At 38.8% G+C, this 20,869-nt stretch carries 15 protein-coding genes, 8 tRNA genes, 1 rRNA gene and 1 riboswitch; of the genes, 5 read left to right on the top strand and 19 right to left on the bottom strand.

Annotated elements, in window-relative coordinates; all coding sequences use genetic code 11:
- Positions 1 to 83: riboswitch (purine riboswitch) on the bottom strand.
- A 728-nt stretch (positions 84 to 811) separates the two neighbouring features.
- Positions 812 to 1,426 carry a hypothetical protein gene (locus tag V7083_RS11115; RefSeq protein WP_335477652.1) on the bottom strand — a complete coding sequence of 205 codons (615 nt, stop codon included), beginning with the start codon at positions 1,424 to 1,426 and terminating at the stop codon, positions 812 to 814.
- 616 nt (positions 1,427 to 2,042) lie between these two features.
- Between V7083_RS11115 and V7083_RS11110 the strand changes: the two genes are divergently transcribed.
- From V7083_RS11110 to V7083_RS11090, 5 genes are all read left to right on the top strand, one after another.
- A complete protein-coding gene (locus V7083_RS11110) occupies positions 2,043 to 2,531 on the top strand; it encodes a DUF1259 domain-containing protein (RefSeq protein WP_335477650.1) in 489 nt (162 codons plus the stop codon).
- 36 nt (positions 2,532 to 2,567) lie between these two features.
- Complete coding sequence (locus V7083_RS11105; RefSeq protein WP_335477648.1) at positions 2,568 to 3,191, top strand: DUF1259 domain-containing protein; 624 nt, start codon at positions 2,568 to 2,570, stop codon at positions 3,189 to 3,191.
- A 273-nt stretch (positions 3,192 to 3,464) separates the two neighbouring features.
- Positions 3,465 to 4,112 (top strand): TetR/AcrR family transcriptional regulator, encoded by a 648-nt coding sequence (locus V7083_RS11100; RefSeq protein ID WP_335477646.1) that lies wholly within the window; start codon positions 3,465 to 3,467, stop codon positions 4,110 to 4,112.
- Positions 4,113 to 4,129: 17 nt separating this feature from the next.
- Positions 4,130 to 5,323, top strand: coding sequence for an Acg family FMN-binding oxidoreductase (locus tag V7083_RS11095; RefSeq protein ID WP_335477644.1), 1,194 nt, complete (start codon positions 4,130 to 4,132; stop codon positions 5,321 to 5,323).
- A gap of 572 nt (positions 5,324 to 5,895) precedes the next feature.
- Positions 5,896 to 6,975 (top strand): nitric oxide synthase oxygenase, encoded by a 1,080-nt coding sequence (locus tag V7083_RS11090; protein ID WP_335477642.1) that lies wholly within the window; start codon positions 5,896 to 5,898, stop codon positions 6,973 to 6,975.
- 593 nt (positions 6,976 to 7,568) lie between these two features.
- Here V7083_RS11090 and V7083_RS11085 read toward each other — a convergent pair.
- From V7083_RS11085 to rrf, 18 genes are all read right to left on the bottom strand, one after another.
- On the bottom strand, positions 7,569 to 7,829 hold the full coding sequence (locus V7083_RS11085) for a hypothetical protein (RefSeq protein ID WP_335477640.1): 261 nt from the start codon (positions 7,827 to 7,829) through the stop codon (positions 7,569 to 7,571).
- A 777-nt stretch (positions 7,830 to 8,606) separates the two neighbouring features.
- Positions 8,607 to 10,076, bottom strand: coding sequence for a glutamate decarboxylase (locus tag V7083_RS11080; protein ID WP_335477638.1), 1,470 nt, complete (start codon positions 10,074 to 10,076; stop codon positions 8,607 to 8,609).
- A 1,274-nt stretch (positions 10,077 to 11,350) separates the two neighbouring features.
- Positions 11,351 to 13,153, bottom strand: a complete 1,803-nt coding sequence (gene glmS / locus V7083_RS11075) for a glutamine--fructose-6-phosphate transaminase (isomerizing) (protein ID WP_335477636.1) — start codon at positions 13,151 to 13,153, stop codon at positions 11,351 to 11,353.
- Positions 13,154 to 13,657: 504 nt separating this feature from the next.
- The gene (glmM, locus tag V7083_RS11070) at positions 13,658 to 15,007 is read right to left on the bottom strand and encodes a phosphoglucosamine mutase (RefSeq protein WP_335477634.1); all 1,350 of its coding nucleotides are present in this window, start codon (positions 15,005 to 15,007) and stop codon (positions 13,658 to 13,660) included.
- A 39-nt stretch (positions 15,008 to 15,046) separates the two neighbouring features.
- Positions 15,047 to 16,273, bottom strand: coding sequence for a CdaR family protein (locus V7083_RS11065; RefSeq protein WP_335477632.1), 1,227 nt, complete (start codon positions 16,271 to 16,273; stop codon positions 15,047 to 15,049).
- Positions 16,266 to 17,093 (bottom strand): diadenylate cyclase CdaA, encoded by an 828-nt coding sequence (gene cdaA / locus V7083_RS11060; protein ID WP_335477630.1) that lies wholly within the window; start codon positions 17,091 to 17,093, stop codon positions 16,266 to 16,268. The genes V7083_RS11065 and cdaA overlap by 8 nt, the downstream gene beginning before the upstream one ends.
- Positions 17,094 to 17,228: 135 nt before the next feature.
- Positions 17,229 to 17,825, bottom strand: coding sequence for an anti-sigma factor family protein (locus tag V7083_RS11055; RefSeq protein ID WP_335477628.1), 597 nt, complete (start codon positions 17,823 to 17,825; stop codon positions 17,229 to 17,231).
- A 15-nt stretch (positions 17,826 to 17,840) separates the two neighbouring features.
- Positions 17,841 to 18,404 (bottom strand): RNA polymerase sigma factor SigW, encoded by a 564-nt coding sequence (gene sigW, locus V7083_RS11050; protein ID WP_335477626.1) that lies wholly within the window; start codon positions 18,402 to 18,404, stop codon positions 17,841 to 17,843.
- Between the two features lie 194 nt (positions 18,405 to 18,598).
- The gene (gene rocF / locus V7083_RS11045) at positions 18,599 to 19,498 is read right to left on the bottom strand and encodes an arginase (RefSeq protein WP_335477624.1); all 900 of its coding nucleotides are present in this window, start codon (positions 19,496 to 19,498) and stop codon (positions 18,599 to 18,601) included.
- Between the two features lie 470 nt (positions 19,499 to 19,968).
- Positions 19,969 to 20,041, bottom strand: a tRNA-Lys gene (locus tag V7083_RS11040).
- A 3-nt stretch (positions 20,042 to 20,044) separates the two neighbouring features.
- Positions 20,045 to 20,119, bottom strand: a tRNA-Gln gene (locus V7083_RS11035).
- Positions 20,120 to 20,165: 46 nt separating this feature from the next.
- A tRNA-Tyr gene (locus V7083_RS11030) sits at positions 20,166 to 20,250 on the bottom strand.
- A 16-nt stretch (positions 20,251 to 20,266) separates the two neighbouring features.
- Positions 20,267 to 20,342, bottom strand: a tRNA-Thr gene (locus V7083_RS11025).
- 6 nt (positions 20,343 to 20,348) lie between these two features.
- A tRNA-Val gene (locus V7083_RS11020) sits at positions 20,349 to 20,424 on the bottom strand.
- 4 nt (positions 20,425 to 20,428) lie between these two features.
- Positions 20,429 to 20,503: transfer RNA gene (locus tag V7083_RS11015), tRNA-Glu, on the bottom strand.
- 18 nt (positions 20,504 to 20,521) lie between these two features.
- Positions 20,522 to 20,594, bottom strand: a tRNA-Thr gene (locus V7083_RS11010).
- A 28-nt stretch (positions 20,595 to 20,622) separates the two neighbouring features.
- A tRNA-Asn gene (locus V7083_RS11005) sits at positions 20,623 to 20,697 on the bottom strand.
- 19 nt (positions 20,698 to 20,716) lie between these two features.
- Positions 20,717 to 20,832 (bottom strand): 5S ribosomal RNA (gene rrf / locus V7083_RS11000).
- Positions 20,833 to 20,869 lie beyond the last annotated feature (37 nt).

Genomic DNA, 20,869 nt, shown 5'->3' with positions numbered 1-20,869 from the left:
CTTCGTAATCAGGAATTTCGGTTCCTGGTAGAGACCTCCAAACCAATTATTGGAGTTATACGAAACTTTATTAAATTCATAAACGCTTTTTAAAAAGAATAATAAAAAAAGATTAGATTGTCAATATAACATAAATCTTTATTATCAGTGAAAGAATTTAGATTTCTTTTTCCTTGTTAATTCAAGAAGATATTGAATCCCATACAATAATAATGCCTTCGAAAGGAAATTGAGGAAAAATTGGTAATTATTTAGTCGAACCAATCTGTAATACCTAAATTTACTTGCTAGACTTGCAACTGGAAATGCAAAGATACCATTTATAATGGCATTTAATAAAATAAACTTTTTAACATTTCCGTATGTCCACTTTAGAGTCCACATGGAGCTTGCAAAAAACGGTCCAATACTAAAAGGAAATTCCCCAAATAAGTATGATTGTGGTTTATTATAGAAAACCCACCATTTTAGTTTTTTTCCAATTTGAATGCTAATACCGTCAATAAGGATAATCAGGATGGATGCGGGAAGAAATCTTTTTATGTTACGTGACCCTAACAAGGGTAGCGTCAACCATGATAGTAAGACCATAGCAACATTAATCAATCTTTGAATTTTTATTGTCATAGCATTATCATCCCTTTCTAAGAGTCCTTCTCCCCCCTTTTTGTTAAACTATCCAATAAATCACATTTATATGTATGGGTACTCTTCCACAAAACAGAATCGTTTGTTTTAAGTAAAAACCTTAAACATATCAAAAATAAAGAAAGCAATTCTTGCTACAGAATTGCTCCCGATATCTATAAAGTTATTTCTTTTTTTTATCGGTCCATAAAACTTTGTATAAAAGTGCAATCTCAGCTTCTTCAATACCTGTAGGTAATTCGCCATTTTCGCTTTCAACAGAACGCAAACTGTTTTTAGTTGCGCCTAACCAAGCTACTAAATAAGCAGGTTTATTCTTCTCTAAAGAAACCTTTTCTCCTATCAATTTACTAAAGGAAGACATTGTCATCTTATTTGAATACTCTGTTGAAGCAAGTCCAGATGGTACACCTGTTAACAGCTTTAAAGAATGGTCTTCATCTTCCGAACTACTTATTCCAAAAGAAATAAAGTTGTCTTTAAATTTTGTATCTGGCCCACCCGAAGTATTTAGCAACTCCTTTTTAAACTTACCGTTTTCAAACTCGACCACCGAAAATTGCAATTGATCATCTTCTTTCAGAGTGCCATTCAGCTTGAAAAATTCAATTTGTCCTACACCTGTCTTGCTAATAAGCAGTTTTTCTTTTTCACTCATGTTATATGGCTCAATGGATATTTTCGGATTTGATGACGGTTTTTCTTTCTCTATACTGTTACACCCTGTTAGCAACAAGATGATAATTATAAATAAACAATACCCCTTAAAATTTCGCATCTTTTACTCCCCCCATTACCCAATGTTTCATTTAAATTTTCCCCATAAGCATTACTCCATTAAATGGACTGTTTGTTGAAAAAAGCTACTGGCGATTGTTCCACTTTCCTTCACTTTTCATTCAATAAGAAAAGCTGCCTAAATGACAGCCTTATTTTCGGATTTTACTCCTGGATTGGAATATGAAATAACTAATTAAGCCAACAGCCAATACAACAGCTGTTATTGGTAGAAATTCAGATATTGGAGAATAGTAGTTTATTGTTTCTTTTACAGGCATGTTCGATCCCCTTATAGTATCAAATGTTCCTATAGTGTTCTTAGTAAATTTTACCATAAAATTACAATATAAGATATAAAATTTGTAAGTTTATAAACTCTTTATGGTATTTACTTACCATGTTCGTAGAATAAGAAAAAGGGTTGCCTTAGCAACCTGTCCTATTTAACATATGCATCCGTTGATCAACAATTAATGAACGTAATCCAAATTGAAGATAACATCATATTCAAAAAATGAATTATAAAAAGATATTTGTCCCGAGCCAATAGTCCACTCTTGTCCAATATCCCTGAATAATATGTTAAGTGAACAGTGGACAAGGAGGTGATAGAATTGGGAAAAAATGAATTTCATCATGAATTGGGATCAGGTCCTCAAGGTGTATGGCGTCCTGCAAGGAGCAATAATAGTCGTAATTCAGTTGGAGGAATCAGCACTTCAACATGCCAACAATTAGCAGATATTATCGGAGGTATGGTCATCGCATCAACGCCAGCATGCGTCGTTCAGCGCCTTCGAAATATTAATGCTACGATTTTAGGTCGCAGAACAGAATCCCCATTAGCCCTTCCATTTGCTCTTTCCTTTGAAAACAATATAAGAGGAAGAACCCTTAACCTTGGAGAAACTGTACTCCTTCAAAAGGAAGCTAATGCTCTGATGTCTGCATTACAAATAAGAGGTCTTATCGTAACTGCCTTCCATAACCACTGGCTGTTTGAAAAACCACGGTTAATGTATATGCATTGGGAGAACGTTGGAGATCCGTTTGAGTTTGCTAGAAATAGTTTTGAAGCTGCAAAAGAAGCAGGTTTCTTCTAAAATTTTTTTTTTGTTTAAGAACAGGAGGTGATTTTAATGGAAAGAAGAGACATTTTTGATGGTTGGTTCGGAATGGCTAACCCTGATATTGATACAAGCTTTTTGAGGAGAAATCAGATGGATGAAGAATTAGAATCCAGATCAAGAACAACTGGACATCAGTCTAACAATAGTGTTAGCAATCAGATGGATATTGAAATGGAATCTAGTTCACATTCTACGGGACATCGGTCAAGCAAACGAATGACACGTACTGATCATGGTGCTGTTAGAGAAATAACTGCTTCAACTTGCCAACGACTGGCTGATATTATTGGCGGCGAGGTTGTTTCAGCAGCGCCTGTGTGTACTGTAATGCGTCTTCGAGATATTAATGCGACTATTTTAGGTCGCCGCACACGTTCACCGCTTGCACTTCCGTTTATGTTATCCTTTGAAAATAATGGTCTAAATCTTGGTGAATCGGTTGTTCTCCAAAGGGAACTTAATCGATTTATTGCCGCATTACGGAAAAGAGGCCTTATCGTAACGGCCTTTCATAATCATTGGCTGTTTGAAAATCCACGTTTAATGTATATACATTGGGAGAATGTCGGCAAGTCCGCAGAAGAGTTTGCTAGAAATAGTATATCTGCCGCAAGGGAAGCTGGATTATTCTAAAATAAAAAGCCATCTGTGATACTTAATAAAATAATCACAAATGGCTTTTTTCCATTGAATGGCAATAAGTTTATCCACTTTTTTTAACTCCCCTTTTCGCAATTGATTTAATTGTCATTCTGTAATTTACCCTAATAAAGTTTAAGAACATTGTCTACTAAAAACGGATTAGAAAATGGGTGATTTTGGTGATAAGTATTGTTTTATGCACCATGATGTTGTAAAGTAAACTAATAGTATACTTTATATCATTCTAGTGAAAGGGTTGAGTAAATGGGAGTATCTGAACGAAAACAAAGGGAAAAGGAAATTCGAAGGAACGATATTATTGAAGCTGCTGAACGAGTGTTTTTTACAAAGGGATATTCTACATCAACCATGGACGATGTAGCGAAAGAAGCAGAGTTTAGCAAACGAACTGTATACGTTTATTTTAAAAGCAAAGAGCAACTCTATTTTGAAATTATGATTAGAGGATGGAAATTATTAAATACCGTGTTAGAAGAAGACCTCAACACATTACTGGATGGGAATTCTTTGCAACGATTAAGACAAATCGGAACAACTCTTTTTACATTTAGCCAGTTACAACCTAACTATTTTGAGGCAATTGTAGAATATGAAACGAGTGAACGAGATTTTGAAAAAGGGATCACCGATCAATCGAGAGAAGAATGCTATGCCGAAGGGGAAAAAGTTTTCAGGTTTTTGATGACGACATTACAACAGGGAGTGGAGGAAGGTTCCATACGAAAAGACTTGGATCTTTTAAATACAGCAGTGATTTTATGGTCAACCACAATTGGAGTCTTTCATGTAGCGAAGAAGAAAGCTAATTATATCAAACATTATCACCATAGAAATTCCGAAGAGCTAATACCTGAAGCGTTTGAATTACTACTTACATCTATTAAAAATTAAGGATGTGATCGAGAAAAATGAAAAAGAAAGGATTAAAGATGATGACTATGTTTTTCTTAACTTTTGTCATGATCATCGTAGGTGTTTTCTCTGTTTTAATGATAAAAAGTGGCATTTTTTCGACTAAACATTATTTAGATCCATGGAAGACTACCTATTCACAACAATTTAAGGATATAAGAGTACGCCTTGCTGCCCATGGTTTACTAGCTGCGAATGGACATAATATGCAGCCATGGATTGTACGTCTGGATCAAAAAGATGCAAATGTCTTTTACCTGTATGCCGATTCAAATCGGTTAGCTCCACAAGTGGATCCTTATGCTCGTCAAACGATGGTGACACAAGGGACTTTTTTAGAATATGTGAAAGAGACAGGTGATCAATTAGGCTATCACACAGACATCGTTCTTTTTCCAAACGGCAATTATGATGAAGCGAACCTAAAAGAAAGCATGGATGCAAAACCAGTTGCAAAAATTTCTCTGACAAAAGTGGAACCAATAAATAATGAACTTTATCCATACATATTTCTTCCTGATACAAACAGAGGAGCCTATAAGACAACGACATTAACGAAAGCCCAAGTAAATAAGCTAAAAGATATCTCTGATGAAAAAGGTGTGACATTAGAAATTTTTTCAGATCAAGAGAATTTAGATAGACTTGGTCAATACGCTATTGAAGGGGCTAAAATTGAGTCTGCTGTACATCGTATTAATGAAGAATCTGCAAATATATTTCGGGCGAATGAGTATGAAAAGAACAAGTACAGATATGGATTTTCATTGGAAGGGGAAGGAATTACAGAATTGAAGAAAAATGTGATGCAAGGAATGATCACCCTATTTCCTTCCATCAACAATGAGAAAGCATCAGCTGATTTGTTTGTGAAGTCCACACAGATTGCCGTGGAACATACACCAATCTATGCGATGATTATTACAAAAGATAATAGCCGTAGTAATCAGGTAAAAGCAGGTATGCTCTATAGTCGTCTCATATTGGAAGCACATAATATGGGCTTTGTGATGCAGCCGCCAAGTCAAGTGTTGGAAGAGTACCCCGAAATGAAGGAACCGCATACGAAAATCCATGCGGAATATGCACCAAATGGAAAAGTCATTCAAATGCTAGTTCGTATGGGGAAACCAACCGAAGTGGCTCAGCAAACCATGAGACGAGATGTCATGGATCTTATCAAGAACTAAGGAAGTATTGATAGCGAACATTGTTAGGTACTGTTCGCTATCCCAAGGAAATACGGTAACTGTTACAAGCAATTAGTTCTGAGTGATTATAAAAAGTTCATCATCTTGTCAAAACAGATACTGAAAAAGTAAGAGGTAACATCATTGCAGCTTCATAAAATTGTCTGGTTTGTTGCCAATAAAAAATTGCATTGCCACTATTTTTATTTCTCCTTAACCACATTCCGACATATTCCTAGGGATCATTAACCAAAACATTTTTACCCAAAAAGTTCGGCTCTTTTATTGATTTCCTTAAAGTTAACTTCTTCCCTTTAACATTTTAACCATTTTATCTACACTACTCTAAATAAAAAACACACGTTCGATTACATTAATTGTAATCGATAACGTGTGCTTTTTAAACAACTTTATTGTCACTCAACAGCTAACGGAGTAGGATTGTTGAAATGGGATGGAAATCTCTTTGGGTTAAATGGTAAAGTTGATTTTGAAACAATATTATTTGTTTAGGCTTGGATCTTTTTTATATAATAGGATATTATCTGCCAGATACCCAAGGAGGATTTGTTTTGATTACTGATTTACTAAAGGAAGCTGAGGAATTTATCCGGACCTGTTATAGAGAATTAAATAAAACAGAGCAGGAAGTGGAACATAGATTGAATGAATTGAATGAACAGATACGGAATAAAGGTTTTTATGAACACACCAACCTAGAGCTTGAATATGGGGCAAAAATGGCTTGGCGTAATAGTAACCGTTGTATAGGAAGATTATTTTGGGATCAATTAAACGTGATCGATAAGAGGAACCTAAAGACAGAAGAAGAAATTATCGAAGCCTTATTTGAACACATTGAATATGCAACGAATAAGGGACGAATACGCCCTACAATCACCATTTTTTCACAAAAAGCTTCGAACCAAAAAGTTCGTATATGGAATCACCAATTAATTCGCTATGCAGGTTACAAAACGGAACAAGGTGTTTTAGGGGATCCACACTCCATTTCCTTTACCGAGACCTGTATAGATTTAGGATGGGAACCGAAGTTTGGAAATTTCGATGTTTTACCCTTAGTCGTTCAAATAAATGATCATCATCCAAAAGTAGCCCAGATTCCAGAAAAGCTTCTTCTCGAAGTGCCAATTCGTCATCCCAATTACAAATGGTTTAATGATTTAAATTTGAAATGGTATGCAGTACCGATGATCTCGGATATGATTTTAGAAATTGGCGGCATTACGTATACCGCTGCTCCTTTTAATGGCTGGTATATGGGGACTGAGATAGGGGCAAGGAACTTTGCGGATGAATCGCGGTATAATATGCTTCCTCAAATAGGAAATTTAATGGGGTTGGACATAAAAAGTAATATATCTTTATGGAAGGATAGGGCACTCTTAGAATTGAATACTGCAGTTTTACATTCCTTTAAGGAGGATGGGGTTAGTATTGTAGACCATCATACGGCTGCACAACAATTCAAAAAATTCGAAGAAAAAGAAAGGGCAAGTGAAAGGTCTATTACAGGCGACTGGACGTGGCTTATTCCACCACTGTCACCAGCTGCAACCCATATTTTCCACAAACCATATAATAATGACATTAAAAAACCCAATTATTTTTATCAACCTAACCCATATTAATTTTTTAGTGTAGTCCACAAAAATCTTCGTTTTATAATTTAATATTCTGGTTTTTCAATGGTGCTTATTAACTAACAGTGTAGGATGCCTAAATAATGCATCTACTCTTCCTTGTTCGATTAACGAGTTAGATTGTGAAATACTGTACTTAAAGTAACGGGTGCTTTTGTTTAATAAAGAAATTAGGTTAGAAAAAGGAATGTCCCCTAAATTGAGACATTCCTTTAGATTATCTAGAGTACAACTTGCTTTTAAAAAGTACAACTTAGTTTTAATAGAGTATAACTTACTTTTAACAGCGTACAACTTAGTTTTAACGGAACAATAGTTTAAGTGAAAATCTTCACAATCTTTTGTGTAGAGCATATAAAAAAGACGCCTTCTTACTAAAGAAAAGCGCCCGATTGTTGAATAATACTATTTTGAATATTATTTATGATACAGTTCACCGTGGCATTGCTAAATGAGGTTGTAATATAGCATCACTTTTGATAATTATTATTCTATGAATTTCATTTTTTTAAACGTATGTTTTTAGAAATATGTAAATTGGAATTCGCAAAACCACTCTTACTCTATCCATTCAATCTTATCTAATTCTTCCAATTATTGTCGTTATCCCATGTGATTTTTCCATCACTGCTTTTTTTTCCAAGTTCAACCTTCCATCGACGGCTGTCAATAGAGCCTTTATAGTACCTCCATTCGAGCCCATTCGTATAGATAACTCTTTTATAGGAAATTAGATGACCTTTTACCTGTTCTAAATGTTTGTCTAAATCTTGACCTACACGCTTAACTTCAATCGCTCCAAGAGTAGCTGCGTTATTGCTTTTAATTCTTTCTCGTATCACGAAGTACGGAAATCCCGAATTTCCTATAAATGATGTTGAAAATTCAGATTTTCGTCGCGCAGGAACATCTCTTAAAGAAATTTGTTACTTTGTTTTCTTTCTCTGATGATACAGGCGATTATTGAATACAAATCGCATTCCACACGGTTTTGAGTTTGTATCAATTCAATCTCATCAGTATACATATCAAAATCATTGGCTAATGAAATATGCTACCTCACCTTCTAATATACGATTTTCTTTGTTTGCGTTTCTCATTCATTTTAACATGATAAAAATAACCATTGGAAAATTATATAAATACCTAGGGCAATTTACCTCACTTACTTAAGGTACGGTTCACCGTGAGGTATCTAAATGAGGTTCTCTTGGATCGCCCTCCCCCCTCTCACTTCCTTTAAATATGAAGTCTTGTTCTTAATTGAGTAACCAGCGATAGTAAAATAAGCGCAGATTTTTCGGTTAGATGCAGAATAGAGCTCGTTCTAGGGTTTATAAAGGGAGGTTTTCCGATTATGCAAAGTAAAATTACTCATTTTCATATTTTTCGAGTCAATAGGCGGAATTTCTCCGTCTATTTATCAGATCGGGTGCTTAACCCGTTCCCCCAATCGATAAGAGATATAAACTTTTCTTCTGTATAAAGCATATCCTTATTGGTCGACTTAATCTCCATGAAAACTCCCTCCAATGAATTTCTTAATGGAGGGATTCATCTAAGATAGTTGATTTCACCGGTGGTTAGCTCAACTTAATGGCTACGGGATCTGTCCCTACTTAGTGATGAAACCCATTATCACGTTTCGTATCATGTGGCATTGGCCCGTCCAGAGAATCTAGAAAGGCAACGGCCTGTTTGAGGTGCATCAAAAATAAATGCGCGAGATCCATGGAAAATCCATTTCGAACCACAACGCGCATAATCGTGACCGCTTCCATATCTGGAGGCAATGGATAGGCAGGTACTTGCCAGCCGAACACACGCAATTGTCGAGATAAATCATAAAGATTCCAGTTTAATGTGTAACCATCTTTCAGTCGCCAAGCGAAAACCGGAATATCCGAACCATCGGACAAAAGTTCGAACGGTTCCATCTTCTGAATCGCCTTGCTAAGAAAAAGAGCGACTTTCTGAGAAGCCCTTTGGACATCATAGTACCCACTTTTCCCCAAACGCAGGTAATTGTAATATTGCAGGAGCACTTGTGCGCCAGGACGAGAGAAATTCAGGGCAAAAGTCGGCATGTTCCCGCCCAAATAGGAGACGCGGAAGATTAGATCCTCAGGGAGATCTTCAGCTTCCCGCCAAATTATCCAACCCAACCCAGGGTAGACTAATCCATATTTATGACCGGATACATTGATGGACTTCACCCTCGGTAATTGAAAATCCCAGACTAAATCTGGTTGAAGAAACGGTGCTATAAATCCCCCCGAAGCCGCATCCACATGCATGGGAATGTCGAGGCCCGTTCTCTCCTGTAAATCGTCCAACGCTTTCGCAATGGCGGCAACCGGTTCGTAAAGCCCGGTATAAGTCTCACCGAGAATCGGTACCACACCAATCGTATTTTCATCCACGGCAGCGAGGACCCCCTGAGGATCCAATTGGGGATGCTCTGGGCTAACCTTCACATAGCGTGGTTCAACCTCCCAATAGTTCGCGAATTTTTCCCAAACGACTTGAACAGCAGAACTAAACACAATATTGGGCCGATCCACCGGCTTCCCTTCGCTTTTGCGTGCGTTTTGCCAGCGTCTCTTTAACGCAAGCCCCCCGAGCATACATGCTTCCGACGATCCAGTTGTTGAAACGCCCATAGTCGTAAGGGGGGTGGGCGAATGCCAGAGGTTGGCTAAAATGCGGACACACCGCTCCTCAATTTCGGCTGTCTGTGGATATTCATCCTTGTCAATCATGTTCTTGTCGAATGATTTGGCATATAAGTGCTCTGCGGCAGGCTCCATCCATGTGCTAACAAATGTTGCAAGATTCAAGCGGGCATTGCCATCAAGAGCAATTTCATCATGGACGATTTGATACGCTGTTTCTGGTAACATGCCTTTATCATGCATGTGAAAGCGCGGAACGACTGATTCTCCTTCACGGGCAAACAGAGGATTTATAGAAAATTCGTGAGGCAACTCCATTTGCACGTGACGCGGTAGATATTGTGGATTATCTGCCATGATCTCTTTTCCTTCGTATGCATCGTTTTGAACTTCTGCTTTTCGATCCTGTGGCATACAAGTCCCCCTTAATTAATTGTTTAACAAACATATTATTTACAAAAAAGCATTTGTTAAACCAAGGGGACAATTCTAATAAAAGGTGCTGCCACCATTCAAATTAAAGGAGCATATTAACGTAAACCATTCAAATAACAAAACAGCACCTCTCCAGCAAATTAGAGGGTGCTGTTGTTTTTTCGTTAAAACCTCATTTACTTATGATACGGTTCACCTCAATTGAGGCTAATTTTATACCCCATAATATGGCCCGATTGCTGAACAACCCTATTGTTACTAAACAATTCTCTAATACACCTTTTGGTTCAGAAATACTTTTCCTTTAACTATAAGAATACCCCTTTAGATAACCATATCTAAAGGGGTAAAGCTTCGCAACTTTCTTCAAAACATCGCAACTTTTTATAAACATCGCGGCTTTATTTCAAAACTACAATAAAACAAAGGCACCTACTTTGCTGGGCAGCTACCAACTTATGTCCTAGTAAAAGCCAGATAACTTGCTACCAAGTCCGTCACGAAAAATCTTGCCATTCAACATGAATATTGAAAGAAATTGAAGAAAAAAAGACTCAACCCCTATAATTGGATTGAGTCTTATCATTGAAAAGCCCTCGTAAGTTTTATGCGCAAAACAATTTCAAAATTGTTAGCAACTTTTGGGTTTTCATGTCCCCCGATTTTAATAACGTTCCCGCTCTCCTCCTCCCCCTAAACCCTTCAATCCCTTCTCCCACTTTACCTCAAGCCTTTTTTCGCCCCTTTTCTAAATCCCGCAAAAGAATAATAACGTTCCCGCTTTTCTCTCGCCTTTTCCTCATTTGTGTAACGATTTTTCACTGAATCCGACATAATAATAACAGAGTAGTATTAAGGGTTGAGGATTGATTCTTCCCGCCTTCTTTCTCGGTTTTCCTCCCGCAATTCCTCCTTTTTTATCCTTTCAAATGCGTTGATATGACTGGTTTCTCCCGCTTATCTTCATGCCATTTTTCTCCTTCCTTCCCTGCCTTTTTCGGGCAAAAAAAAGACCGAAGGTCTCCTGAATTGGATCAGAAAAACTTCGGTTCTTGGAGTGTTCATTTTATTTAAGCACCGTTATTTTTAGTTAAGGAACGGTAATTTTTTCTCTACACATTTCAACGCATGAAACAATCATACATAATTGAATGACTTTGAGCGATACCTTACTTTGAAAACCGTACTCGACTTTTTTGTACGGTACTCGACTTTGTTGTCAATCAACAAAAATATTTGAGATAAGTAGTAAACTACTCCACAGTCACCGACTTTGCAAGATTACGTGGCTTATCAACATCGCAATCGCGGTGCAGAGCTGCGTAGTATGCAAGCAGTTGTAATGGAATGACAGAGATAAGTGGTGTTAATAATTCGTTTACTTCTGGAATGACGAAGCTGTCTTCGTCCATGTTCAAACCATTCATTGAAATGATGCAAGGGTTCGCACCGCGGGCAACGACTTCTTTTACGTTTCCACGAATGCTAAGGTTAACATTCTCCTGAGTAGCTAAAGCAATTACTGGTGTTCCTTCTTCAATAAGGGCAATGGTTCCGTGCTTTAATTCACCGCCGGCAAAACCTTCAGCTTGAATATAGGAAATTTCCTTTAGCTTTAAGGCGCCCTCTAATCCCACATAGAAATCAATGCCACGACCGATAAAGAAGCAGTTACGGGTAACCGATAAGAACTCTCTGGAGATCATCTCAATGATCTCTTTAGAATCGCATAGAACATCCACAGCATTAGCGACCAAACCAAGTTCATGAATTAAATCAAAGCCCACTTCTAACCCGCGGCTCTTTGCTATTACTTCTGCAAAAATAGCCAATACAGCTAGCTGTGCAGTATATGCCTTTGTTGAGGCAACGGCAATCTCAGGGCCAGCATGAAGCAAAAGAGTATAATCCGCTTCACGGGATAGAGTTGAACCCGGAACATTGGTGATGGTTAATGCCGGATAGCCCATCTCCTTGACTTGAACTAAAACGGCACGGCTGTCTGCTGTTTCGCCGCTTTGTGAAATGAATACAAATAACGGCTTTTCAGAAAGCAACGGCATGTTGTAGCCAAATTCACTGGAGATATGAACTTCCACTGGCACCTTCGCTAATTTTTCGATGAATTGCTTTCCGACTAATCCTGCGTGATAGGATGTACCTGCAGCAATAATATAGATCCGATCTGATTCATTTACGGCATGAATAATGTCACGGTCTATTGCTAATTCACCCTGCTCATTTTGATACTTTTGAATAATTTTACGCAATACAGCAGGCTGCTCGTCAATTTCCTTTAACATGTAATGCGGATACGTTCCTTTTTCGATATCACTGGCATCAAGTTCTGCTTTATATGGGGCCCGAGTAATAACTTCGCCATTTTGATTTTGGATGACGACTCCTTTTTTCGCAACAATGACAATCTCTTTGTCCATTAACTCCACATATTGATCGGTAACTTGTAGCATTGCCATCGCATCAGACGCGACAACGTTAAAATCAGCACCTAAACCAACCAATAGCGGGCTTTTATTTTTCGCTACATAAATGGTTTCCCCATCCTGTTCGTCTAAAAGGGCAAGGGCATATGAACCATGTAAAAGGGATAATGTTTTTCGGAAAGCCTCCAAAACCTTTTGGCCTTCGTTAACGAATTTTTCAACAAGCTGAACAATAACTTCAGTATCTGTTTCGCTTTTAAAAGAAACGCCAGAGAGGTACTCACGTTTTAACAAATCATAGTTTTCAATGACGCCGTTATGAACAAGCGTAAAGCGGCCTGAGGCACTTTGATGAGGGTGTGAATTCACTTGGCTTGGCACCCCATGAGTGGCCCAGCGGGTATGACCGATTCCTACGCTAGCAACAATGTTTTCGTCCACAATGCTGCGTAAATCAGCAATACGTCCTTTTTCTTTAAAAACATGAATACCTTGTTCATTTTTCAAAGCAATACCTGCTGAATCATATCCTCTATATTCAAGCTTTTCTAAGCCTTTTAACAAAATTTCCTTAGAATCATTATTTCCAATATATCCAACAATTCCGCACATTTATTCCGTTTCCTCCCTGTTTAAAGGGGGCAAGGAAGCTTGGAGGCGTACTTGCCCCCTTATCTCTGTTTTTTATAGGTATCTGTCTATACCTTACATGTTAGTATCGCATTTTCCCCTCTTTGTGCACAAAGTTGCCTTTGTGTTTTAAAGTGGAAATCAACGGTTGTGCGATCAACCGGGAGGTATCCGCCGAACATTTCGATAACCCTCCTCCTCGTCAACTAACCAAACTCTCTTTTAGTTAGTTCTGGCGCTTTTAAAAAGTTCTGTTTCTTACTATCCTCCTTTTCATTAGATGTGAGTGCTTCGTTTTGTTTAAAACAAAGCAAGTTAATACTACCTGATTTACAAAGGTCCGTCAACCATTAAAATGGAAATAGAGGTAGTTTCAACAGGAAATGACTGGGTGTAGTTTACTCCCAAAAAGGCAAATTAAATACCTTTCCTAAATAAAATATGCATAAGAGAAGTATTATGTTCCCTTATGCATAGCGTTACTCTCTATTCTTGTAAACCCATTTCTTCTTTTACAACGGCGACAATACGGCTAACATAGCTCTCACAAAGCTCTTCTGAAGCTGCTTCTGCCATAACACGGACAAGTGGTTCTGTGCCTGAAGGGCGAACAAGGATCCGTCCATTTCCGTTCATTTCTGATTCCACTTGCTCAATGATTTCTTTTACCTTCACATTGTCTGTCACATGATGCTTATCCGTCACTCTTACATTCACGAGCTTTTGAGGATACTTTTTCATTTCTCCTGCCAGCTCGGATAATGGCTTTTGCGTTGCCTTCATGATATTGACTAATTGAAGCCCTGTTAGCAACCCATCACCGGTTGTGTTGTAATCCAAGAAAATAATGTGCCCGGATTGCTCACCACCGAGGTTATATCCATTATTCTTCATTTCCTCTACAACATATCGATCCCCAACTGCTGTTGGATCACTGGTAATACCATGGCTCTCCAACGCTTTATAAAATCCGAGATTACTCATTACAGTTGAAACAACCGTATTATGTTTTAAGCGGCCATGCTCCTTCATATACTTTCCACAAATATAGAGGATTTGGTCCCCATCCACTATGTTCCCTTGTTCATCTATAGCGATTAAACGATCTCCATCACCATCAAAGGCTAACCCTACATCAGCGCCTTTTTCTTTTACTAAAGCAGCCAATGCTTCTGGATGTGTTGACCCTACTCCTGCATTAATGTTTAACCCATTTGGTGATGCCCCCATGGTAGATAAATCAGCATCCAAATCAGCAAATAAATGGCTTGCTAAGGAAGAAGTAGCACCATGTGCACAGTCTAGCGCAATATGGATTCCAGAAAAATCTTCATCAACAGTGTTCTTCAAATATTGCAGGTATTTTTGGCCGCCTTCAAAATAATCCATTACTTGACCAAGATCAGCTCCAACTGGTCTAGGTAATTGGTCATCAGGTAAATCCATTAACTCTTCTATCTCTAATTCCTGTTCATCTGATAGCTTGAAGCCATCAGGTCCAAAAAATTTAATCCCATTATCGGCAACCGGGTTATGGGAGGCAGAAATCATAACGCCAGCCTGGGCTCCCAAGGCCTTTGTCAAATACGATACGCCCGGTGTGGAAATAACACCCAAACGCATGACTTCAGCACCAATCGATAACAGACCCGCTACAAGAGCTCCTTCAAGCATATGTCCTGATATACGTGTGTCACGTCCAATTAAAACCTTTGGACGTGGTTTATTCTTTGTTAACACATATCCGCCAAAACGGCCTAGTTTAAAGGCAAGTTCAGGTGTTAATTCGCTGTTTGCGACTCCGCGAACACCATCAGTACCAAAATATTTACCCATTTCAAAATCCGCTCCTTCAACCATGTATATTGCTACATTTTATGCATTATTTATAATTGTAACTTTTGCTGTGCTTTGATCAGCCTTCCATTTCACATTGGGGGGACCTTCCACTTGAATATTTACATTATGACTGCCTTCAGTAAGATTGGATAAGTCGATAAAAACATTAAAGTCGCCTGGACCCACATCATCAACAGATCCACTAGGTCCATTTATCGATAAATTCACTGTCGCATTGGATGGGTCATTGATTTCTGCTTTATATTGATCAGCTAAGCCTGTAATTTTTATAGGTACTCCTGAAACTGTTTTCTCCCCCTGTTGATTTACAACTACGGTTGCTTTTACCATTTGCGGGCTGACCTTTGTGATTCCATTTGGAATAATGACTGGTAAATTCAGTGTGGTGCTATCTGAAATTTTGCTGACATCCACTTCAACCCTAACACTTTCTGTATTTTTCAAAACGTCCTCACTTCCAGTTATCACCGCTTCTTTTGTATCTAGGGTGATCGAGTCAATTGTGATTCCGGATGGGGGAGTTCCTTTTTTCACTAGATCGATTGGGACCGTTTTACTGTTGGATTTTACTGGTATAGTTACTTTGACTGTACCAGGTTCCACCACTACGTCTAATTTATTTAAATTTTTGTCTAAAACCTGTACAGTAGCCTCTGTGGTCGTTGTTTCTTTCAATTTGTTTTTGCCGTCAACAACTGCTTTTACATAAGCGATTCGATCCATCAGGTTTTTTGCCCCGGTAATTTTCACCCTTTTCGGTTCGATGGAAGGTGTCCCGGCAATATAACCTTCGTCCACGAGATTGGAGTTAAATTCTGCAGACACTTTATATTCTTTGGATATTTTCTCCTGAACAGAAACATTCACAGATGACGGTTTAATCGTCGCACTTAATTTATCAGACAAATTCCTAACTTTTATCTTTATCTTTTGTTTCCCGATTTTTGCTTTAGTCAAATCCACATAAACCTCAAAATTCCTTAAAGCTCTTGCCGATTGTACATGAGTAATCGGACCTTTTATGGTGACATTTACAGTATTTGGTATCCCTGAAACCACCAAGTTTTTCGTATCATAGTACACCTTCACCGGCATATTCTTGATCGTAGCAGATGTTTCTTCACTCGGTACGTTTACATCGGTAAACTTACTCCCTGCATGAGGCACAGAGGAGTATAGGAGAACAGCCAATACTAATGCCAGTATTTTTATAAACCATGGATTATCCATTAACTTATCCATTGTTTTTCCCCCTCCAGTTCCAACGAGCTGAAGAAGCCTGTTTTGTTTTTATTACATCTAATAATTCCCTTGCAAGAATTTCCTTAAATTCTTCGGCTCCTAAATCACGATGGAGCTCACCATTTTTAGTTAACGAAATACTGCCTGTCTCCTCTGAGACGACAACAGTCACACTATCTGTTACCTCACTAATACCTAAGGCAGCCCGATGTCGTGTTCCTAATTCCTTGGAGATAAACGGGCTTTCTGATAACGGGAGATAACAGGCCGCAGCCGCAACACTATTCTTTTGAATGACCACCGCCCCGTCATGCAACGGTGTATTCGGGATAAAAATATTGATCAATAATTCAGATGAAATTTTTGAATATAATGGAATTCCCGTTTCTATGTAGTCACTCATCCCTGTCTCACGCTCAATTGAAATGAGCGCACCAATTCGACGTTTGGCCATGTACTCCGTCGCTTTGATAATTGCTTCGACGGTCTTTTCCTGTCCATCATCGTCAGGATTCGTACTCCTTGAAAAAAACTTCCCTCTCCCCAGCTGCTCAAGAGCTCTCCTTAATTCAGGCTGAAAGATAATAATAATCGCCAAAAATCCATAAGTGATGACCTGCTGCATCATCCAGCTTAAGGTGGTCAATCCAAAAAAATCACTCGCTACCCGTACAATCAAAATAACAAGGATCCCTTTTAATAATTGAACTGCCTTTGTTCCTTTTATCACATTTATTAATTTATAAATAACATACCATACAAGAAGTATATCAACAGCGCTCGATATATATTTCCAAAAGGCCCAATCGGTAAACGGCATAGTTTTTCCTCCGTAACTATTCCTTTAAAAACAAATGTTAAAAACATAACCAATACATTATATCACAAATCCAGCTTGTTTTTATTATATGTTGCAGATGAAAAAAACAAATCACTCATCATGAGCGATTTGCTTTTAATCGAAAATATTTAGTGCATTTTTCATATGATACCAAATCCAGTCAAACACTTCATTTACTTCCTCAATATCTCCTGTTACATGTCCGGCGGAAGCTAGGTATTTTTCACCATGGATCACGGTAGCATCTCCTTGGATTTCCCCTTCAATTTTCAGGGTTCCATTGCGCACCACTACATTGCCTTTGACCACTTCACCTTTAGGAACAATGACCGTATTGTTTTGAACAATCAAGTTCTTTTGCTTCGTAACCGAAAACTCCTGATCTTGACTCCATGTCGAATAAATACCGCTAGCCATTAATAAGATAAATAATGAGGCCGCTGCAAGAAATGGGTGGTTTTTTAACCAACGCTGCATCCAAACCTGTTTCTTTTCTTTCGGCAGACGAGCTAGTACATTTGCCGTGAAATCCGGAGGAGCTTGCATACGGGACATGCCTTTTACAAAAGCGATTGATTTCTTTAATTCATTAAAAATGCTTTCACACTCTTTACAGTTTTGGAGATGCTCTCTTAATACTTGCTCCATATTTGGTTCGATCTCTTCGTCCAAATAATCATGCATCAGTTCAATGATTTGTTCCGGACACATCTAATTTCACCTCTATCACACGTATCGTAATTGTTTTCTTAAGGCTTCTCTTCCCCGGTGAATTCTGGTTTTCACTGTTCCTACTGGAAGATCGAGTATTTCACTAATTTCGTTTAAGGACATGTCCTCAATATACTTTAATACGATAGCTGATCGATATTTTTCAGGTAATTTTAAAATCTCCTTTTGAACTGTTTCCTGGAGTTCGAGACTTTCCAGCTCCTTTTCCGGCAGCGGCGTGTCTGAAGGTATTTGCGAATACATCGTTAATCCTTCCGTCCCAGCTACTTCAGCATCCAAATAATGATCGGGCTTTTTTTTACGAATTCGATCGATGCACAAATTCGTAGCAATGCGAAAAAGCCAAGTGGAGAATTTTAAATCCTGATTAAATGTATTTATATTAACATACGCCCGGATAAACGCTTCCTGTGCCATATCCTCAGCTTCATGCCGATTTCCAAGCATCCTGTAACACAGCTGATAGACACTATTTTTATAAATCTCCACGATTTCTCCAAATGCGTCCTGATCACCTTTTATGACTTGTTTTATTCTCTTTTTAACAATTGCATCCATGAAATTATCTCAGCTCCAATGCTGGCTATACGATAATACGAACCGTTAGCAAAAAAGTTTCAAATATGGCGAAAAAAATTCTCAATACCAATCATTTTATCAAAAAAATAGTAAAAATTGCTAAAAGTTTTTTACATTTGTATGCCAAATAAAAAGAATGCAGCTGCATTTATTATACAGCTGCACCTTCGATATTATAGAAGTTTTTCTCCAAACAAAGAGCCCATTAACCCAACTGCAATAGAGGCAGTTTTATTTTTTTCATCGAGTATTGGATTAACCTCCACAAATTCTGCAGAAGTGACCAGTTTAGCTTCTTCTAGCATTTCCATTGCCAAATGGCTCTCACGGTAGCTGATTCCGCCCATAACTGGTGTTCCTACTCCAGGGCATTCGCTTGGGTCTAGCCCATCCAAATCAAGCGATAAATGAACCCCATCTGTTCTTTCTTTCAGATAATTGATCGTTTCTTCCATAACCTTTGTCATGCCCATCCGATCAATTTCATGCATGGTATAAACTTTAATACCTTTTTCCCTGATTAAGATTCTTTCCCCTTCATCAAGAGATCTCGCTCCGATGATGACCACATTTTCAGGCTTAATCTTTGGCGAGTAACCTCCGATGTCCGTTAATAATGGATGTCCTAAACCAATGCTGACCGCAAGCGGCATTCCATGAATATTTCCTGATGGGCTTGTTTCAGCTGTATTTAAATCACCATGGGCATCATACCAGATGACCCCTAGATTCTTGTAATGTTTCGCTACACCAGCCAATGTTCCAATCGCAATACTATGGTCTCCCCCTAATACAAGCGGAAAAGCTCCTGACTGTATCGCTTCGTCTACTTTTTCAGCTAAAAGAGTATTTTTCTCAGCAACTAAATCCAAATTCCTTAAATTAGACTCCTTATCGACGGCTACCTCTGGGCGACCAATCGGGATGTCCCCTAGATCGTGGACCTCATCAAATAATGGCTTTAACCTTTCATTGATCCCAGCATAACGGATGGCACTTGGTCCCATATCGACCCCTCTTCGCATTTGACCAAGGTCCATTGGCATTCCAATAATTGAAAGTTTTTTATTCATCACAAATTCCTCCTAGAGCCCTTAATATCTATATTTTAACCGCTTTCAACCAAATGACTCAACTCGACAAAATTTTGTATATATATGCGGGAATATTTAGACAAATAGGGGGACTTATCTATAAATTTTGTGGGAATCTTCTCTAATTTGCAGGGAAAACATTCAAATTTGATAGCCTCTCAATATTCATTAAATAAACACGAAAAACTCGCCGACGGGCAGGCCTATTAAGCGAATACTGAGGCGTAGTTGCATTTATGCTAGAAAGGAACGTTTTTACTTTCCTTTTTATACAAAAAAGCCTTAAGCTTTTTTTACAGCTTAAGGCAGTATTTTTATATATTGTAGTGGAGCGGAAGACGGATTCGAACCCGCACCTTGGCAAGGTGGAGTTCCACCACTGAACTACTACCGCAGAAATAATAGGAAAAACCCTAAGATCAATCGATCCTAGGGTTTTTATTTTCGCATGAGCCATGAAGGACTCGAACCTTCGACCCTCTGATTAAAAGTCAGATGCTCTACCAACTGAGCTAATGGCTCTAATGGCTGGGCTAGCTGGATTTGAACCAACGCATGTCGCAGTCAAAGTGCGATGCCTTACCGCTTGGCTATAGCCCAATAGCTGAACATTAATAGCATGTCCAATTATGATGAAAAATATAAATGGTGGAGGGGGACGGATTCGAACCGCCGAACCCGGAGGGAGCGGATTTACAGTCCGCCGCGTTTAGCCACTTCGCTACCCCTCCACATTCAAAAAAAGAATGGTGCCGGCGAGAGGACTTGAACCCCCAACCTACTGATTACAAGTCAGTTGCTCTACCAATTGAGCTACCCCGGCATAATATGGTGGAGGATGACGGGATCGAACCGCCGACCCTCTGCTTGTAAGGCAGATGCTCTCCCAGCTGAGCTAATCCTCCGAAATGGTGACCCCTACGGGATTCGAACCCGTGTTACCGCCGTGAAAGGGCGGTGTCTTAACCGCTTGACCAAGGGGCCGTTTTATAAATATAGGTAAGCTTCCAAGCGGGCTCGAACCGCTGACCTCTTCCTTACCATGGAAGTGCTCTACCTACTGAGCTATGGAAGCATAGCTTATAATACATAGAAAAGTAAAATGGCTCCGCAGGTAGGACTCGAACCTACGACCGATCGGTTAACAGCCGATAGCTCTACCACTGAGCTACTGCGGAATAATTAAATTATATACCAGCCTGGCAGCGTCCTACTCTCACAGGGGCAAGGCCCCAACTACCATCGGCGCTGAGAAGCTTAACTTCCGTGTTCGGTATGGGAACGGGTGTGACCTTCTCGCCTTAACTACCAGACCAGTTAATTGACACTATTTTATTATAATGTCTTTTT

The organism is Bacillus sp. JJ1764 (assembly GCF_036962145.1).
In the GTDB taxonomy this organism is placed as follows: domain Bacteria; phylum Bacillota; class Bacilli; order Bacillales; family Cytobacillaceae; genus Neobacillus.
The sequence above is the reverse complement of the archived record's forward strand: the minus strand, read 5'-3'. Positions and strand labels throughout refer to the sequence as shown.

Bases quoted from the DNA above. Each gene is read 5' to 3' on its own strand.
- V7083_RS11115 (WP_335477652.1), bottom strand. From the start codon at position 1,426: ATGCGAAATTTTAAGGGGTATTGTTTATTTATAATTATCATCTTGTTG.
- V7083_RS11105 (WP_335477648.1), top strand. From the start codon at position 2,568: ATGGAAAGAAGAGACATTTTTGATGGTTGGTTCGGAATGGCTAACCCT.
- V7083_RS11100 (WP_335477646.1), top strand. From the start codon at position 3,465: ATGGGAGTATCTGAACGAAAACAAAGGGAAAAGGAAATTCGAAGGAAC.
- V7083_RS11095 (WP_335477644.1), top strand. From the start codon at position 4,130: ATGAAAAAGAAAGGATTAAAGATGATGACTATGTTTTTCTTAACTTTT.
- V7083_RS11080 (WP_335477638.1), bottom strand. From the start codon at position 10,076: ATGCCACAGGATCGAAAAGCAGAAGTTCAAAACGATGCATACGAAGGA.
- glmS (WP_335477636.1), bottom strand. From the start codon at position 13,153: ATGTGCGGAATTGTTGGATATATTGGAAATAATGATTCTAAGGAAATT.
- glmM (WP_335477634.1), bottom strand. From the start codon at position 15,007: ATGGGTAAATATTTTGGTACTGATGGTGTTCGCGGAGTCGCAAACAGC.
- V7083_RS11065 (WP_335477632.1), bottom strand. From the start codon at position 16,273: ATGGATAAGTTAATGGATAATCCATGGTTTATAAAAATACTGGCATTA.
- cdaA (WP_335477630.1), bottom strand. From the start codon at position 17,093: ATGCCGTTTACCGATTGGGCCTTTTGGAAATATATATCGAGCGCTGTT.
- V7083_RS11055 (WP_335477628.1), bottom strand. From the start codon at position 17,825: ATGTGTCCGGAACAAATCATTGAACTGATGCATGATTATTTGGACGAA.
- sigW (WP_335477626.1), bottom strand. From the start codon at position 18,404: ATGGATGCAATTGTTAAAAAGAGAATAAAACAAGTCATAAAAGGTGAT.
- rocF (WP_335477624.1), bottom strand. From the start codon at position 19,498: ATGAATAAAAAACTTTCAATTATTGGAATGCCAATGGACCTTGGTCAA.